This window comes from Acinetobacter bereziniae, from assembly GCF_016576965.1.
GTDB lineage: Bacteria > Pseudomonadota > Gammaproteobacteria > Pseudomonadales > Moraxellaceae > Acinetobacter > Acinetobacter bereziniae.
Map to the genome: position 1 here is coordinate 1,344,357 of NZ_CP066119.1, position 17,743 is coordinate 1,362,099.

At 39.2% G+C, this 17,743-nt stretch carries 13 protein-coding genes; 12 read left to right on the forward strand and 1 reads right to left on the reverse strand.

Annotated elements, in window-relative coordinates; translation table 11 throughout:
• Positions 1 to 13 precede the first annotated feature (13 nt).
• Positions 14 to 814, reverse strand: coding sequence for an undecaprenyl-diphosphate phosphatase (locus I9192_RS06140; RefSeq protein WP_005030508.1), 801 nt, complete (start codon positions 812 to 814; stop codon positions 14 to 16).
• A 315-nt stretch (positions 815 to 1,129) separates the two neighbouring features.
• Between I9192_RS06140 and kdpA the strand changes: the two genes are divergently transcribed.
• The 12 genes from kdpA to I9192_RS06200 all read left to right on the forward strand — a co-directional run bounded on the left by kdpA (position 1,130) and on the right by I9192_RS06200 (position 17,583).
• A complete protein-coding gene (kdpA, locus tag I9192_RS06145) occupies positions 1,130 to 2,854 on the forward strand; it encodes a potassium-transporting ATPase subunit KdpA (RefSeq protein WP_005030506.1) in 1,725 nt (574 codons plus the stop codon).
• A 10-nt stretch (positions 2,855 to 2,864) separates the two neighbouring features.
• Positions 2,865 to 4,895: a potassium-transporting ATPase subunit KdpB gene (kdpB, locus tag I9192_RS06150; protein WP_005030503.1), complete on the forward strand. Its 2,031-nt coding sequence runs from the start codon at positions 2,865 to 2,867 to the stop codon at positions 4,893 to 4,895.
• 20 nt (positions 4,896 to 4,915) lie between these two features.
• Complete coding sequence (kdpC, locus tag I9192_RS06155; RefSeq protein ID WP_004828681.1) at positions 4,916 to 5,518, forward strand: potassium-transporting ATPase subunit KdpC; 603 nt, start codon at positions 4,916 to 4,918, stop codon at positions 5,516 to 5,518.
• A 519-nt stretch (positions 5,519 to 6,037) separates the two neighbouring features.
• Positions 6,038 to 8,695 (forward strand): sensor histidine kinase, encoded by a 2,658-nt coding sequence (locus I9192_RS06160; protein WP_005030502.1) that lies wholly within the window; start codon positions 6,038 to 6,040, stop codon positions 8,693 to 8,695.
• A gap of 27 nt (positions 8,696 to 8,722) precedes the next feature.
• On the forward strand, positions 8,723 to 9,433 hold the full coding sequence (locus tag I9192_RS06165; RefSeq protein ID WP_005030500.1) for a response regulator: 711 nt from the start codon (positions 8,723 to 8,725) through the stop codon (positions 9,431 to 9,433).
• A gap of 366 nt (positions 9,434 to 9,799) precedes the next feature.
• On the forward strand, positions 9,800 to 10,657 hold the full coding sequence (locus tag I9192_RS06170) for a TonB family protein (RefSeq protein ID WP_005030496.1): 858 nt from the start codon (positions 9,800 to 9,802) through the stop codon (positions 10,655 to 10,657).
• Between the two features lie 41 nt (positions 10,658 to 10,698).
• A complete protein-coding gene (locus I9192_RS06175) occupies positions 10,699 to 11,295 on the forward strand; it encodes a biliverdin-producing heme oxygenase (RefSeq protein WP_005030494.1) in 597 nt (198 codons plus the stop codon).
• A gap of 30 nt (positions 11,296 to 11,325) precedes the next feature.
• A complete protein-coding gene (locus I9192_RS06180; RefSeq protein WP_005030492.1) occupies positions 11,326 to 11,751 on the forward strand; it encodes a YbaN family protein in 426 nt (141 codons plus the stop codon).
• Between the two features lie 21 nt (positions 11,752 to 11,772).
• On the forward strand, positions 11,773 to 12,210 hold the full coding sequence (locus I9192_RS06185; protein WP_005030490.1) for a Fur family transcriptional regulator: 438 nt from the start codon (positions 11,773 to 11,775) through the stop codon (positions 12,208 to 12,210).
• Between the two features lie 282 nt (positions 12,211 to 12,492).
• Positions 12,493 to 13,014: a sigma-70 family RNA polymerase sigma factor gene (locus tag I9192_RS06190; protein ID WP_005030488.1), complete on the forward strand. Its 522-nt coding sequence runs from the start codon at positions 12,493 to 12,495 to the stop codon at positions 13,012 to 13,014.
• Positions 13,015 to 14,028 carry a FecR family protein gene (locus tag I9192_RS06195; RefSeq protein WP_005030486.1) on the forward strand — a complete coding sequence of 338 codons (1,014 nt, stop codon included), beginning with the start codon at positions 13,015 to 13,017 and terminating at the stop codon, positions 14,026 to 14,028. It begins immediately after the preceding gene.
• 423 nt (positions 14,029 to 14,451) lie between these two features.
• Positions 14,452 to 17,583, forward strand: a complete 3,132-nt coding sequence (locus tag I9192_RS06200) for a TonB-dependent receptor (RefSeq protein ID WP_026040275.1) — start codon at positions 14,452 to 14,454, stop codon at positions 17,581 to 17,583.
• The last annotated feature ends 160 nt before the right edge of the window (positions 17,584 to 17,743 follow it).

Below are 17,743 nucleotides of genomic sequence, written 5' to 3' on the forward strand. Positions count from 1 at the left end.
CGATTTAAATTTTTTATAAAAATACAATCAATAAAATAATACCCAATACAACACGATACCATGCAAAGACTCTTAATGTATGTTTTTCAACAAATTTTACCAAAGCTTTTACCACCAAAATAGCGGCAATAAATGCAGCAACAAAGCCTACTGAAATATTCATCAGATTATCAGACGTTAAAACATCAGCATTACGAATTAAATCATAGGTTGCAGCACCTAACATGGTTGGCATTGCCAAGAAAAATGAAAATTCAGTGGCTGCTTTTCGTGATAAGCCCGATAACATTCCGCCAATAATCGTTGCGCCAGAACGTGAAGTTCCAGGGATCATGGCAACGCATTGTGCAAAACCCACCAAAATAGCTTGTTTCAAGGTGATGTCGGTTGCTTCTATGGTTTTCGGCTCAAACTTTCTGGCTTCAACGGCAAAAATAATCAAACCGCCAATAATTAAAGCAAAAGCAACAACTAGGGGGCTAAACAGCACCTGTTTAATAAAGTCAACAGCAAGTACACCAATCACCACAGCGGGTATAAAGGCAACCAAGACATTGATTGTAAAACGTCTAGCATGTACATCACCTGAGAAAAAGCCGCGTACTAATTCGATGATTTTTTGACGATATAACCAGCATACAGCCAAGATTGCCCCGAGTTGGATCACCACTTCAAATACTCGACCTGAATCTGAGTGGAAGTCGATCAAATGCCCAAATAGAATTAAGTGACCAGTACTGGAAATCGGTAAAAACTCGGTCAGACCCTCAATAAGCCCCAAAAACAAAGCTTTGACTAGTTCAAAATTTTCCATAAATGAAATAAGCAAGAATTTAAAAAATTGAACCTTTTTAATGTATTTAACGCTACTTATAAATGAAAAAAGACAAAATTTTACGAAATTTTTACGCGGTTGATCTGACCGTGAATAGAGAGTTTACGGGCTATTTTCCGATACTGAGAAATGGAATATCCCAGTGTTTAGGATGGAAAAGATGAGTGCTAAATATATAGCGCATCAACAAGTACAGCATCCAAAAATATGCTTACGACAAAAACTTAAAAAACATGCCCAAATTAATAGGATTGGCATGTCTCAGCTCAGTCTTTCAAACCAAGGAGCAAGGTCATGTTAGAGTTTATTTTGCTCTTGGTCATTGTGACTGCACTGGCTTATCCCTTAGGAAAGTATCTCGCATGGATTATGCAGAATCGCAAGATGAAAATTGACCCACTGTTCAATTGGATTGAAAAGCCGATTTATGCGCTATTGGGGACAGACCCTAAACAGGGGATGAATGTTAAAACCTATTCACTGAGTTTTGTGATCAGTTGTTTGGTGATTGGATTGATCACTTGGTTGTTGTTTATGTTCCAAGCCAGTCTGCCACTAAACCCAAATCATGCACCTAATATGTCATGGGATTTGGCACTGCATACGATGGTTTCATTCCTAACCAATACCAACCAACAGCATTACTCTGGTCAAAGCCAATTGTCATATTTGTCTCAGATGGTGGGGATCGTTGGTTTGCAAATCATCACTCCGATGATGGGGTTGGCGATGGTTGTTGCAACAGTCCGTGCTTTATTCTCTTTACCAACAAATGATTTTTCCACAGCAGATCATTCAATACCATTTAATAGTAAAGTTCAAAAAATAAATGTCGGGAACTATTGGGCAGATGTGATTCGCCCTACATTTCGTTTTTTGATTCCGTTGTGTATGGTGTGGTCATTGTTATTGAATAGCCAAGGCGTTCCAGCAACCTTTCAAGGTGGTCCAGACGTTCAAGTAGTAGATCAATCCACTGAATTAAAAACACAAAAAATTCCTTTAGGTCCTGTTGCACCGATGGTTGCCATTAAGCAACTCGGTAGTAATGGGGGAGGATGGTATGGACCAAACAGTAGTGTGCCTTTAGAAAATCCAACGCCACTGTCTAACTTTTTAGAAATGATCGCCATTTTACTGATTCCAGTCTCTGTTATTTTCATGTTGGGTTTTTTCACCAAACGCGCAAGATTTGCAGGCTTTGTCTTTGGTTCAATGCTGTTCATGTCCGTGCTTTCTGCGACCATTGCGATTTGGTCTGAAAGCCTTTCTTCTACGGCATCACAACTTTATGCAATGGAAGGAAAGGAACTACGTTTTGGTGAAGCATCTTCCGCACTTTGGGCAGCAGTGACCACACAAGTCAACAATGGATCAGTGGATATGATGCATGACTCGGCATCCCCTTTAACAGGTCTAGTGGCGCTCGCCAACATGCTGATAAATGCCATCTGGGGTGGGATTGGTTGTGGTTTACAGCAATTCATTATTTATCTGTTTTTGGCTGTCTTTATTGCAGGCTTAATGACAGGACGTACTCCTGAATTATTCGGACGTAAGATTGAAGCAGGCGAAATTAAATTATTGGCAGTGGTGATTTTGATTCAACCCATTGTGATTCTCACTTTAACTTCAATTGCTTTATTTTTCCCTGAATTGACGGGTAACAGTAATCCACAATATCACGCGGTTTCCCAAGTCCTGTACGAATATGTTTCTGCTTTTGCCAATAATGGTTCTGGTTTTGAAGGCTTGGCAGACAATACGGTGTGGTGGAATGTCACATGTGTCATTGCTTTATTACTTGGTCGCTTTCCGACTTTAATCATACCGCTCATTATTGCTGCACGTTTGGCTGCTAAACGTCAAGCGCCTGAAAGCAAAGGCAGTTTAAAAGTTGAGACCCCAACATTTGCTTTTACGCTGATTGCCATTGTGGTGATGTTGACCTTATTACAATTTATGCCAGTCCTGGTCTTAGGACCGATTGCTGATCATCTGTTATTGGTACAAGGTTAGGGTGAATCAAATGAATCCTTCAAAACAATTGAATACAAATAAATCTTCTACGCTTTTTCAAGCTGAAGCTTGGAAGAATGTATGGGTTAAATTACTCCCACAACATGCGATAAAAAATCCTGTTATGGCAATCGTATGGCTGGGTACGATCATTACTTTGATCAGTACAGTGATGGGCAAAGCAAATGTGTTATTTGGTCTATCAGTCACCTTGATATTATTTATCACCGTACTTTTTGCCAACTATGCCGAAGCAATTGCGGAAGCGAAGGGGAGAGGTCAAGCCTCTTCGTTACGACAAGCTCGCCAAAATTTGACCGCACGACGACTCAAATCTAAAACAGATACAGAGGGTGAGCAGATTGCAGCAACCCAATTAAAAATGAATGATTTGATTGAAGTTCGTGCAGGTGAATTGATTCCAGCGGATGGAGAAATTATTGAGGGCTTTGCCACCATCAATGAAGCTGCGGTTACTGGGGAGTCTGCACCTGTGTTACGTGAAGCAGGAACAGACAAGTCTGGCGTGATCGGCGGAACTAAAGTTTTAACTGATCAGATCATTGTACAAGTTACAGCCGAATCTGGGCATAGTTTCCTAGATCGTATGATTGCATTGGTTGAAGGTTCCAATCGACAAAAAACACCGAATGAAATTGCCTTGGGTATTTTACTGACCGTCATGACTGTAACTTTTATCGTGGTGGTTCTCAGTTTACCGTTTATTGGACATTTCTTAAAAATCGAAATCAATCCGATTGTATTAGTAGCATTGCTGGTTTGCTTAATTCCCACCACGATTGGCGGATTATTGCCAGCAATTGGGATTGCTGGGATGAACCGAGCATTAAAAGCCAATGTGATTGCGAAATCGGGTAAAGCCGTTGAAGTTGCAGGTGATGTAGATGTGTTGCTGTTGGATAAAACAGGAACGATTACTTATGGCGACCGTCAAGCAACAGCCTTTTATCCTTTAGTCGGAGTAACTGAATCAGAACTTCGTCAAGCTGCCATATTAACATCGCTTGCAGATCCTACGCCCGAAGGAAAGTCAGTGGTTGCCTTGGCAAAAGAGTTGGGGGAACGTGTGAGCGAACCTGAGCATGCTGCGTTTATTGCCTTTAGTGCATCAACACGCATCTCAGGCATAGATTTAAGTGATGGACATCAAATTCGTAAGGGAGCATTGGATGCAATTCTTCAATTTGCATCACAGCGTCTAGAAAGTCATAGTGAGTTAAAAACTCGTGTAGAGCAGGTGGCATCCAAAGGTGCAACGCCACTGGTCGTTGCAAAAGACAAAAATATTCTTGGGGTCATTGAACTTTCTGATGTGATTAAGCAAGGAATCAAGGAAAAGTTTGCACGTTTGCGTGAAATGGGAATTAAAACTGTGATGGTTACAGGGGATAACCCATTGACTGCAGCTGCAATCGCAGCAGAAGCAGGGGTAGATGACTATATTGCAGAAGCCAAACCTGAAGATAAGTTAAGCTGTATTCGTGCTGAGCAAAATAAAGGGCATTTGGTTGCTATGGTCGGGGATGGTACCAACGATGCGCCAGCATTGGCGCAAGCGGATATTGGTCTGGCAATGAATTCGGGAACACAGGCTGCCAAAGAAGCCGGAAATATGGTGGATTTGGATTCAGACCCAACCAAGCTTTTGTCTGTCGTTGAGATCGGTAAACAGCAACTGATTACCCGAGGTGCTTTGACCACATTTTCATTGGCGAATGATGTGTCCAAATACTTTGCTATTTTACCTGCATTATTTGTGGCAGCCATTCCTCAAATGAATAGTTTGAATGTCATGCATTTGGGTAGTTCTGAAAGTGCCATACTTTCAGCACTCATTTTTAATGCCATCATTATACCGTTATTGATTCCAATTGCTCTACGAGGGGTAAAGTTTAAACCTGCAACTTCTACCCAATTGTTACGCCGTAATATGCTGATTTATGGTGTTGGTGGTGTGCTTCTGCCCTTTATTGCAATTAAATTGATTGATTTGATGATCAGTCCATTGCTTGCACTGTAAACTGAGAGAGGAATATGCAAATGAATACTGAAACGCATCAAAATGTTGACTTATCATTATCCAGTTTAATTCGTGCTTCATTTGGTTTGACACTCGTCGCTTTGGGGCTATGCGGTTTTGTCTATAGTTCTGCGGCTACTGGGCTTGGGCAACTGATTTTCCCTGAACAAGCCAACGGAAGTCTGTTGATTGAAAAAAATCATGTATTGGGCTCTCGTCTAGTCGCACAGCCTTTTCAACAAGCGCAATATTTCCAAGCTCGACCATCGGCTGCACACTATGATCCCATGAACATGGCAGGGAGTAATATGGCAAGAACCAATCCTGAATTACATCATATTGTTGCGGAACGCTTGGATAAAATTGCTCAGCAAGAGCATGTTGAAAAATCCAAAATTCCTGCGGATTTAGTGACTGCTTCGGGAAGTGGTATTGATCCTGAAATTAGTGTTCAGTCTGCAATGATTCAGGTTAAGCGAGTTGCCAAAGCACGTCATTTAACTGAAGAAAATGTAGTGCAATTTGTTGAGGAATATACCACTCAAGCTACTTTTGGAATTTTTGGGCAGCCACGAGTCAATGTTCTAGAATTAAATTTAGCGCTGGATCAGCTTGGAAAATAATCCACTAGATTGCCAAGTTTATTAGGGTCTGTTGGCAATTCGTCTAGGTTTGCGACTAAGTGTGTTTTTTAGACGATTCTAGGCGCGAAATACGAAATTTAGTCGTTCTAAATGAGTAGTTCGTAACGACGAAGCGACAAAAAACACGCTAGTCCCGAAGGGTTGTGGCTAAAATTATCTCAGCCTATGTTATGAAAGTTGAAAATAGTCTCGCTATTTTCTTCATTTCCTTGCGGAGTATACTCCTCATGCCTGCTCAATTTTAACCTACAACGCAAACCATTTATGAAATGTCAACAGACCATATTGGATCGGTTATTTTTAGAGGCTGTACAGGATGTGATAAAAATTTAATGGAGCATTTGATTTTTATCGCATTCTGCTTCAATGTTTTCTTGTGTTCTAAACTTGAAAAGACAGCATAAAATAGATACCAATAGCATGATAAGTAAAGCAAACTGATTTAATCACATTTAAAAAGGATGGCATCACTGCCAATATTTGGAAGACACTAGCGCTATGGTAGATGATCGAAATAATAAAGCAGATGTCTTGTTACAACATACCCAACGCTATCAATCTGGACGACTCACCATCTTTTTGGGGGCTGCTCCGGGTGTTGGCAAAACCTTTGCCATGTTGGTGCGTGCACATGAATTAGCCTTGCAGGGCAACAATATTGTGATCGGTTATGTTGAAACGCATGGTCGTGTCGAAACAGAAAACTTGCTTGCAGGCTTGAAAATTATTCCACGCAAAATCATTGAGTATCAAGGGCATCAGCTTGAAGAAATGGATTTGGATGCTGTTCTTGCAACCAAACCCAGTATTGCTTTAGTGGATGAGTTTGCCCATAGCAATATGCCAAATAGCCGCCATGAAAAGCGTTGGCAAGACATCAATGAATTGTTGGATGCAGGCATTGATGTTTTTACCACCATGAATATTCAGCATTTGGAAAGTTTAAATGATGTGGTATTTCAAATTACAGGGATTCGTGTGGCTGAAACAGTCCCAGATCGTGTATTTGAGCGTATTCGAGATATTCGTTTAATTGATTTACCTGTAAGTGAGTTACTTGAGCGTTTAAATCAAGGTAAAGTTTATGTCCCTGAACAAGCACAACAAGCATTACAGCGCTTTTTCAATCATTCCAATCTGACAGCTTTACGTGAATTGGCGATGCAAACCGTTGCCAGTCATGTCGATAGCGATGTTCGAGAAAATTTTTCGATACAGGGACTTGTTCCCATTCCTTTGAAAAACCATATTCTGATTATGTTAGATAGTGGAGGGCATGCAGAGGCTTTAGTTCGGGCAGGTTGCCGTATAGCTGAAAATCGTCAAGCACATTGGACTGTGGTTGCATTTTCAGAAGATTCTCAAATTCATTATAAATCTGAAAATTCTCAGCAACGTGAAATCGAACGAGCGTTAAATTTGACCCGTCAATTGGGCGGAATGACAGAAATTCTCTATGGTAAACAACATGCAAAAACGCTGTTTGATTATGTGATTGATCGGGGTATTTCGACATTGGTACTCACCCAACCTAAGGCAAAGAGCTTTCAATTCCATTTAAAATTTAAGCAGAATTTTGTAGATCAATTATTAAAATATCAACCGAGTTTTGAACTCAGTATGGTGCCGATTGTTGCAGAAAATAAACCATATTCTACGATTCTTGAACAAAGTCGGTTTTTAAATCTAAGAGAAATATTTTACGTATTATCGACGACGGTGATGAGTATTTTCATTGCGAGTCTAGGTGAAGAATATTTAGGTATTGAAGAGCTGTCGGTGATTTTTATTACCGCGGTGGTTTTTGTTGCATCGAAAACACGCATGTTGGCGGCGGTTTTTTCAGCGATTCTATTTTTCTTGGCGTATAATTTTTTCTTTATTACACCAAAGTTTACTTTTCAGATTTCAGCACATCAAGGCGTGATTACTGTGGTCGCTTTTCTGGGTGCTGCTTTAATTTCCAGCCGTTTGGCTTCACGTTTAAAAGAACAAGTTGTCGCGTTAAAAGCGGCAAATAGTTATAACAGTATTATGCAGGATTTGGGACAAAAGCTTTCTGTCGCCGTAGATTTGAAGCAGGTTCAAGAGATTGCAGAAAATAGCCTAAGTAAAAATTTAAATGCTGAAATCTGGTTTTATTTTCCAGGTTTGTCTGCTGAAGTAAGTCCTTTATTGACCATCAGTGATAAAGAGAAAATTTCAGCAGATTGGACCTTTAAAAATCATCAACCTTCAGGACGATTTACTCAAACTCTAACTGAAAATGACTGGTGGTTTTTGCCCTTGTTGGCATCTAAACAATGTTTAGGCGTCGTTGGAATCAAGTTTCCCAAGCATTTATCCGTTTTAAATACTGAGCAAAAGCAATTAACCGAAACAATGATTGAATATATTGCTCAAGCAATTTCTCGAACTCAACTGAGCAAAGCATTGGAAATTGCCAATATTAATTCGGAAACTGAAAAACTGCGCTCAGCTTTGCTTTCATCGGTGTCACATGATTTACGCTCGCCTTTAGCGTCTATGATTGGTGCAGCAGATACTTTGACCAATTACCGTCATTCTATGGATGAACAAGATCAGGACAGTTTATTGGAAGCCATCCGTTTAGAAGGTGAACGTTTAGACCGTTATATCCAAAATTTACTCGATATGACGCGTTTAGGACATGAGGGTCTTAGTCTTAAACGGGATTGGATTGGTGTAGATGAGTTAATTGGTTCAGCAGTGCGTCGTTTAAAACGCTATATGCCACACAGTATCGTTGAAGTACATTTACCTGAGCAGAGTTTAAGTTTATATGTTCATGCCGCACTGATTGAACAGGCTATTTTCAATGTACTTGAAAATGCTGCTAAGTTTTCGCCAGAACATAAAGCAGTATGTATCGACGTTGTACAATGTAGTGAGAATGAAATTGAAATTGCAATCAGTGACCAAGGACAGGGTATTCCTGAAGATGAGCGTGAGCGAATTTTTGATATGTTCTACACCATGGAGCGTGGTGATCGAGGACAATATGGTACAGGGCTTGGATTAACAATTGTCAAAGCGATTATTGGCGCACATATGGGTAAAATTATGGCTTCTTCTGCGAAGAATAATCAAGGGACATGTATTCGTATGCAACTCCCGATCCAGCAAATTGGATAATCTTGCTTTTTGATTTAAGGAAATATCATGCCAGAGCAAAATGTATCAACAAGCTCGATGACCAATGTATTGATTATTGATGATGAAACACAGATTCGTAAATTTTTAGATATTGCACTTCGTGCTCAAGGCTATAAGACACTATTGGCTGAAAATGGTCAAAAGGGCTTGGAAATTTTAGCTTTGCATGGTGCAGATTTGGTGATTCTTGATCTTGGTTTACCTGATCTAGATGGTGCAGAAGTATTGGCAGAGTTAAGAGTCTGGTCACATGTGCCTGTCATTGTATTGTCTGTACGTTCAAGTGAAGAAGAAAAAGTGAAGTTATTGGATGCTGGAGCCAATGATTATGTGACAAAACCTTTTAGCGTACAGGAGCTGATGGCGCGAATACGGGTGCTGCTTCGCCAATATCAAAATGTGGCTGTGGAGTCTGCTTGTTTTGATGATGGGGTGCTAAAAATTGACTTTGCACATCGACAAGTATTTTTAAACCAACAATTGATTTCATTGACCCGTAAGGAATATCAACTGTTAACCCTGTTGGCCCAGCATAAAGGGCAATTGATTACTCAACCGCAAATTTTAAATGGTTTGTGGGGACCTACTCATCAAGAAGACACACACTATTTAAGAATTTTAGTGGCAAAACTGCGAGGCAAACTGAATGATAACGCTGTTCAACCCACATATATTGTCACCGAACCAGGTGTAGGACTGAGGTTTTTAGGACAATAAGCACGATACTTTTTAAATAATTTTAATAAAATCAATATTTTGGTTCGGTTGGTTGTTTGGTTATATAAAACTTGCAAGGTCTTGATAGATATTGAAAGTTGATTCACTAGGGTGGATAAAATTTAAGAGAAAACAGAACTAAAATAAGAATAGTTTACATTTCATTACATTTCTCATTAGGCTTTTTTCCATTCTCATTCGTCTATATAGATATAAGGCAGATTTTTTATGGGTCTGCTTTCATTTAGCTAAAGAGGAATGAGTATGGTAATTCAACATTACAGATCAAATAGCCAAGATATCCTGAGCAATTTATTTCAGGATGCTGTTTCCAATATTTCATCACTTCATCATTAAGTTCAATTGATGTCTGTAGTATTGACCAGTAGATATGATCGACAAACGTATATGACGTTGTGTGGGGTCATGCTGGGGCATGTCTTATTGATTTGGTCGATGACTTTTTTACAAACTGATCAATTCGTTGAAACGCATTCACCAGAAAATGCGATCAAAATTCGCTTTGTCCGTATGAATAAGACAGAAACGGTTCAAGAGAGCCGTACAGATACAGCAACCGATTCGACACAATCACAAATGCAAGCAGTGACACAGCAGCCGAATGCTAAAACACCAATATCCAAGCAAAAACAAACCAAAGTAATTCAGAGTAGCGAATCCAAGAAAGTGATCATGGATCAACCAAAACAAAATACTCAAAAAGCCACACTGACAAAAACAACAGATCAATCTTCAAATAACAGCACAGCGTCGAATCAACAACAATCCATGCAAACGCAAACCAAGACTGAGTTAAATACTTCGAAACAACAGTCATCTTCTGGGCAATCAAATGAGCAGACTCAAAAATCTGGTGGCGAAGAAGGTCGAGAAAATAAAAAGGAGCAAAGTGCTGAATCTGCACCAAAACCGCAACAACCGATTATGGTCAGTAAGGTTGATGTATTGAGCTTTGGCAAGCTGAATTACGATGACCGTGAGTTACAGAATCAACAGCGTTTACTGGTTTTGACTATCAAGATTAATCCTCAAGGACAAGCGATTGATGTCAAAGTGAAACAAAGTACAGGATTAAGCAGTTTAGATGCACGAGGTGTTCAGGCTGCACAAAAAACCAAATTTAAACCACACATCTTAAATGGTGAAGCAGTTGCTATCGTGGTGGATTTTCCCATTCAGCTTAAGCTTGGTCGCAACCGCTGATTGGACTAACAGGTGTATACAACGTTTATTGAGGAATTTTTATGAACGCAGCGACAGAAAAAGCAATGACAGAAAGTTTAATGCAACGTTTAAAGCAAACGACTGCTGAAGAACATGATCGCATGGAAGTTTTGATGCAACAATCGGGTGCTTTTGCCAGCCAAGACAATTATGCCCAATTCACACTTTCACAGTATTACTTTCAGAAAGATGTTGAACATTTATATGAAGATTCAAAGGTGCAACAGTTGATTCCTGATTTAGATGTGCGTGGTCGTTCTGATGCAGCATTGCAGGATTTGGCTGATTTAGGTGTGCAGCCACAACAAAGCGATATTGCGACGCATACCGTGAGCTTTCCTCAATCATTAGGCTGGATTTATGTCTCTGAAGGTTCGACATTAGGTGCAGCATTTTTACTCAAAGAAGCACAAGCTAAATTTGGCTTTAATGCAGAGTTTGGTGCACGTAATTTGGCAGCATATCCAGAAGGTCGAGGCTTAGTGTGGAAACGTTTCAAGCAAACGCTGGATGAGGCAAATTTTAGTTCAGAAGATCAACAACTAATTATTGAAGGAGCGATGCAAGGCTTTCAGCGTTTTGGTGAGCTTTTAGCACAATTGAAAACACTGAAATAAATGATGAATCGTTGAAAAGGGAATCAAGCAATGAAGCAAACAGGAACTGAAACAGATATCAATACCAGTATGACATTGCCAGAAGCTAAACTGGCGAAGTCATGGTTGGTACGTTGCGTGTGTATTGCACTCGCAGGTTTATGTTTGATCTTGGGTACCATTGGTTTAGTTGTACCAGGTTTGCCTACGTTTGATTTTTATTTTCTTGCAGCAATTTTTGCAGCCAAAGGCTCAAAACGAATGCATCACTGGATTGTAAACAATCGACTGATTGCACCAATTTTACAGCAGTGGCAGACCCAGCGCACATTACCTACAAAAGTGAAGTTGTTTTCTTTGTTGAGTATGAGTGTAGCAGCTGGAATTTTAATTTTGACAGTGCCTCATCCGTGGGCAGTCGGTGCAATTATTATGATGATGATTTGCGTACAATTATGGATGTGGCTTAAGGCATGAATCTATGAGGATTATCTTTGGATGGAAATCTTTAACCCCTATAAAAATATTGAAGAATTAAAACATTTACTTCTACAAGCAAATTTAAAAGTGACTACAACAAGATTAACAGTACTGAATATTTTAAAAAATGCACGGCGTGAACTCACTGCCGCAGAAATTTTATACAATCCATCACCTCAGGTTAAAAAGCTGTCTTTTGCAGGCGTATATCAGACCTTGAGGCAGTTGGAAGAAGCAGGTGTGTTGGTGAAATTTAAACTTGGAAATGAACAGGCACTCTATTCATTTAAAAATTGCCAGACCAATATCCGAATATGCTGTAAAAAATGTGGTCAATTACAGTTGATTCATGATCAAGATTTGGAAGGTCACCTTCAAGCGTCGATGCTGGCACATGGTGCAAGCACCTATCATCTCACTTTGGAAAAGTCGGAGTGTTTCTATTGTGATGGTTAAAAAGATGTTTCACTTATATTGATCACAATAAAACCTATATTTATTTGAAAATACTCATAAGGGCAGGTAAATAAATTTGGATACAAAAATGATGCGCTGTCATAGATGTTTTTAATAAGGTTTTATAGAAAAATAATTGTTATTTTTAATCCATATATCGCAACAATATACGATTGGTCGACAAAAATGTAATTTAAAATTCAGTGATTTTAGAGAAGAGCTGCTTGACATTTAAATGATAATTATTATCATTTGTGTGAGCTTAAACGAGTTGATTCTATTGTGAACAAAAATCCTGCATTTGTAGATCAATTGTATCGTGATCATCAGTCTTGGTTACATCAATGGCTGAGAAAAAAGATGGGTAGCAGTGAACATGCGGCTGATTTGGTTCAAGATACTTTTATCAAGATTTTACAGACGCGTGATGAGTTGTTTGGGATTAAAGAGCCACGTGCTTATTTAGTCACGATCGCACGTAACTTAATGATTGATCAAGTCCGCCGCAAACGCATTGAACAAGCGTATTTGGATGAATTAGGTCAAATGGAATATCTTTTAGATGCGATTCCTTCACCCGAAGACCAACTGCAGATTATTCAAGCGATTGATCAAATTTGTCAGGCATTGGCATCTGTTTCTGAAAAAGCCCAACGTGCGTTTGTTTTACATTATTTTGAAGGTTTGACTCATAAAGAGATTGCCGAGCAGATTGGTGTTTCGACGAAAATGATTCAAAAATATCTCGCAACATGCTTGGTGCAATGTTATGTGCTAAAGCAAGAGAAGGATCTGTTTGTATAAATGATAGATGATCAGAAAAGCAAACAAAAATTAATTGAAGAAGCCGCAGAGTGGATTGTATTGCTCAGTGCTGATGATGATTTAACAAAAAAAGCGGCTAAAATGGATTTTGATGCTTGGAAAAGTATGAGTCCGCAACGACAAAAAATTGCACAAGATATTGAACATTATCTGTATTCCATTCAAAAACTGGTACAGACCCCGCAACAGCAGCAGATGACGCAATCCGTGCTGAAAGCAGGTTTGCAAAGTGTAAATAAACAAAAGAATTTACGTTATGGTAGCCTCTTTGCCATCGCATTATGCAGTTTGGGGGGGATTTATACTTATCTTGCCTATCATCCAATCGCTTACCTCACGGCTGACCTCAAGTCTTCGGCAGGAGAATGGATGACTCATAGCTTAAACGATGGGTCAACGCTGAAATTTCGTGGACAAAGTGCGGTCAATGTACATTTTTCTGCTAATCAACGTGTCATTGAGTTGGTCCAAGGCGAAATATTTGTAGATGTCGCTAAAGACCAAGTACGTCCGTTTATTGTTCAAACACAACATGGTCAAATCGAAGCTTTAGGCACTGCATTTAGTGTTCGTTATCAGCCAGAACTTACAGAACTCAAGATGTTGCATTCTAAAGTGAAAGTACAAACTTCTCACTTCGTTAAAGAACCATCCAAGCCATCTTCCGTGATTGTATCCGCAGGGCAGGAAGTCACATTTAATGGATATGCTATACAACCCATTCATGATTTGAACATTCATAACGAACAACAAAAATGGATGCAAGGTCAGTTGATTGTTGAAAATATGCCTTTATCGAAAGTTTTGACGGAATTAGATCAAAATAGCCGAACGAAAATTATATTTAAAACGGATCAACTGGAAAAAATCCAAGTCAATGCAGTCTTGCCTTTAGATCATGCTGAAAATGCTTTGAAGTTGTTGAATAGTGTTTTTCCACAGCTCAAGATTTATCAAATCACGCCGTATCTGACTGTGGTAACGACTCAATAAAATAAGTAGTTATATCTATGAGTCGGTTTACATCTCAATCAACCACATTGCTCTCACCACTCAACAATGAGTGATCTGAAACGCATTGATTAATGAGAACAGACGATTATATTTTATCAATAAAGCCCTGTCTCAGGAAATTGTGGCTGACTTTTTCAAGTTTCATATTTTATCAAGAATTTTATCGAACTCAGGTTAAAGACAAAAGTTTCTTGCCTGATCAAGATCAATCAGATTTAGAAAGCTTCCCAAAGCTCCGTTTCGTCATAAGTCTAAGACCCGTTCAAGTTTCATTTAAAAAAAAATTTAATTCTAGGTTCCACTTTTTTATTTCTCGTGCGTCATATTAAGTAGAAGCAAAAATTAGGATTCATTTAATTGCATGTATTGAATGATTCTTATTTACATTTACTGGGGCGTAAAATGAGCAAAGCTGCTTGGGATAAAAAGCAAACAAAATCTTCTTTTCGAGTTTCATCATTGGCATTTGCTATTCATGTTGCTTGTGTGGGGATTGGTGCAATGGGGCTGGCGCAGAGCGTCTCTGCGCAAACTTTGGAATCACGTTCTTATCATATCCCAGCAGGTTCACTTGCCAGTGTTTTAAACACTTTTGCTGAACAAGCAGGTACCACGATTGCCATAGATGCCAATTTATTAAAAGGAAAATCCAGTTCTGGTTTGACTGGGCAATATGATGTGGAAAGTGGTTTCCAGCGTATTTTAGCACCCACTGAATTTGTTGCAGCAAAAGTGGGCAGTGGCTATATGCTCAAGCAAGTGACTCAAGCAGAACTTAAAACCGCAGTATCAACCACTCAATCAACAGCCACCGAATATGAAAATGCGGTGCAACTTAGCCCAATGACTGTTTTTGGCACAGTTAGTCGAGATACAAAAGGGCAGAATGATGTTTATGACCAAGATATTTCTAGCGTCTACGCCAGCAAAGAGCAAATAGAACGATATAAAGGCGCTCAGCCAGCAGACTTATTTAAGGGAATGGTCGGAGTATACAGTGGGGATGCTCGAAATAGTGGTGCTTTAGATCCAAGCATACGTGGCGTTCAAGGACCGGGACGAGTGCCAGTGCTTATTGATGGGACAGAGCAAGCACTAACAGTATGGCGCGGTTATAACGGTGCAAATAACCGTAGTTATATCGATCCGAATTTAATCGGTGGGCTACAAGTCATCAAAGGACCTTCCATCACCCGCAATGTAAACACAGGTGTCGGCGGTGCTGTCGTTATTCATACTTTGGCTGTAGATGATGTTTTAAAAGAAGGTAAAAATTTTGGTGGAGAAATAAAAGTAGAAACCAGCAGTAATGCAGTGAAACCTAGAGAACCGCAATTACTCACAGGTCAAAGTATTTATGATAATCCCAACTATCCGCCAGTAGCAACGAACTGGCAAGGTAAGCCAATATTCGAACCTTATTATGATCCGTCTTTATTTAAGATGGCACGCCAGAATAAAGAGAACAATATATATTCAGGTGATGATGTTGCGACTCGTATCGCTTTGGCGGGGCGTACAGATAACTTTGAAGTATTGGCTGCTTATGCTTATCGGAATAAGGGCAATCATTTTGCCGGAAAAAATGGCAGTGAATATTATAATAAACCATCACAGGAGCGTTATAACTATGTTCCTTATCTTGCCAAAGTTTATCCGGGAGGTACAGAAGTTCCGAATACATCCCTGGAAACAGAATCTTATTTGTTAAAAGCAACATGGAAGCCGACTGATGAACAGCGTTTAGAGTTTGGTTATCGGGACAGTTCAATCACCAACGGAGAAATACTGCCCTCGAGAATTGCTTGGGAGGCATTGGTAAAAAACAAAACAGGCGTACCACAGTGGCCTTTAAGTCATATTGACTCCAAAGCCTATAATATGGAATACAAATATCAGCCTCAAAACAATAATTTGGTTGATTTTTACAGCAATATTTGGCGAACTGATACCAAAAGCAATACCTATAGTTCTGGTGGATTTCCCAATGATACCAATGAGAACTTGGGCATCTTTGTGAACAGTGCCGTCGCAAACTCAGACAATACTCGCCAAGGAATAACCTTGAGCAATAAGTTTAAATTACTGTCTAGTCTTGGTTTGACTGTTGGTGGTAGTTTTCAAAAAGAAAAGCTCAGTTCAGATGATATTTATAAAGACCCGAATATTAACGGAACAAATTCAGGTTATCGAATGGTACCGAGAGCAGGGCGTCGAGAAGAAAAAGAGTTTAATTTTAACTTTGACTATCAGCCTGTATCATGGCTGACGCTAAATGCAGGTGCAAGATATCAAAACTATTGGGCCTTTGATGATTTTCTTAATGAACGGGTCAATGCAGGTGATCCCCAGTTTAACCTGATTAAAAAAGCCACTGCATTAAGCATGATTTATTTTACCAAAAAAGCAAATATGACCCCAGAACGAGAACAACAAATAAGAAATACATTAGATGCATCCGCTTTGGCTCAGGGCTGGACGGAAGAATATAAGCAAAAAGAATTAAAAAGGTATATATATACTCAACGTAATACGATTAACTATCAAAAGGATAGTCGTGGACAATTAACCATTGCCAATAATCCCTTTTTAAATGGGACTTTAGTGGAGGGGCGGGATTATGGATATTATGCGAGCGGCACTCCTAGTGCTTATGAAGATATTGACTTAACCAAAACAGGTGTGCAAAAAAGCAAAGATAGTGGTTGGACACCGACGGCTTCAGCAACGGTTAACTTTAACTCGAATAGTCGAATGTATTTGCGCTATAGCGAAGCATATAGAATGCCAAGTATGTTTGAAAGTACGCTTGGTTTTTCTGGAACTTTAAGTGGTTATAAGTTAGAACCTGAACATGCATCGAACTATGAACTCGCCTATGTTTATAATCTTTCAGAGTTTTTTAAAAACAGCAGTTATGCTGATATTAAATTGGCTTATTACTATAACAAAACCAAGAATGCGATTGAGCGTAGTCCAACTTTGGCATTTAGTAATGTCGATAGTCTCACTACAGAAGGACTGGAACTACAAAGTCGCTTTGACAATGGACGTTTCTTTACGGATTTGAGTGCCAATTACCGTTTTAAGAATAAAGTATGTGATGAAAATTCAGCAATGATTTTGGGGGCAAATAAGCAGTTCTCAGTAAATCGCTGTGTCGATGATGGATTTGTAGGGGGATATTTGGTCAGTATGGCAATTCCCAAATATTCAGTAAATTTGACGCTTGGAGGACGTTTCTTTGATCAGAAATTGGAATTGGGTACACGAGCGAGTTATTACCAAAAATATGAAAATCCTGAAACGAAAAACTATAACGGGATAGAGATGAGTTATTACGCCAATACCCCTTTGGCTTGGAACTCAATGACCATTTTAGATGCTTATATCAATTATCGACTGAAGCAGGACACTTTATTTGAACTGGTGGGAACTAATCTTACTGACGAATTCTATATTGATCCTTTAACCCGTTCGGCAATCGCAGCACCTGGTCGAACATTTAAGCTAAGCATTACCCATAAGTTTTAAGGAACTTAAAGGTAATTAACCGAATTTATTGCACGTGGTGTGCAATAAATGTGTGGAAAATAAGACAGGTACTCCTTGATTTTACACTTAAATTGAAAAATTAAAATCAGTGCAGCACATGTTTTATTTTAAATGATAATCATTAAGTTTTTTATTTTTA

What these genes read in the sequence shown, in the direction of transcription:
- I9192_RS06195 (WP_005030486.1), top strand. Translation starts at nt 13,015, where the DNA reads ATGATAGATGATCAGAAAAGCAAACAAAAATTAATTGAAGAAGCCGCA.
- kdpA (WP_005030506.1), top strand. Translation starts at nt 1,130, where the DNA reads ATGTTAGAGTTTATTTTGCTCTTGGTCATTGTGACTGCACTGGCTTAT.
- I9192_RS06165 (WP_005030500.1), top strand. Translation starts at nt 8,723, where the DNA reads ATGCCAGAGCAAAATGTATCAACAAGCTCGATGACCAATGTATTGATT.
- I9192_RS06175 (WP_005030494.1), top strand. Translation starts at nt 10,699, where the DNA reads ATGAACGCAGCGACAGAAAAAGCAATGACAGAAAGTTTAATGCAACGT.
- I9192_RS06140 (WP_005030508.1), bottom strand. Translation starts at nt 814, where the DNA reads ATGGAAAATTTTGAACTAGTCAAAGCTTTGTTTTTGGGGCTTATTGAG.
- I9192_RS06185 (WP_005030490.1), top strand. Translation starts at nt 11,773, where the DNA reads ATGGAAATCTTTAACCCCTATAAAAATATTGAAGAATTAAAACATTTA.
- I9192_RS06180 (WP_005030492.1), top strand. Translation starts at nt 11,326, where the DNA reads ATGAAGCAAACAGGAACTGAAACAGATATCAATACCAGTATGACATTG.
- kdpB (WP_005030503.1), top strand. Translation starts at nt 2,865, where the DNA reads ATGAATCCTTCAAAACAATTGAATACAAATAAATCTTCTACGCTTTTT.
- I9192_RS06160 (WP_005030502.1), top strand. Translation starts at nt 6,038, where the DNA reads ATGGTAGATGATCGAAATAATAAAGCAGATGTCTTGTTACAACATACC.
- kdpC (WP_004828681.1), top strand. Translation starts at nt 4,916, where the DNA reads ATGAATACTGAAACGCATCAAAATGTTGACTTATCATTATCCAGTTTA.
- I9192_RS06200 (WP_026040275.1), top strand. Translation starts at nt 14,452, where the DNA reads ATGAGCAAAGCTGCTTGGGATAAAAAGCAAACAAAATCTTCTTTTCGA.
- I9192_RS06170 (WP_005030496.1), top strand. Translation starts at nt 9,800, where the DNA reads ATGTCTGTAGTATTGACCAGTAGATATGATCGACAAACGTATATGACG.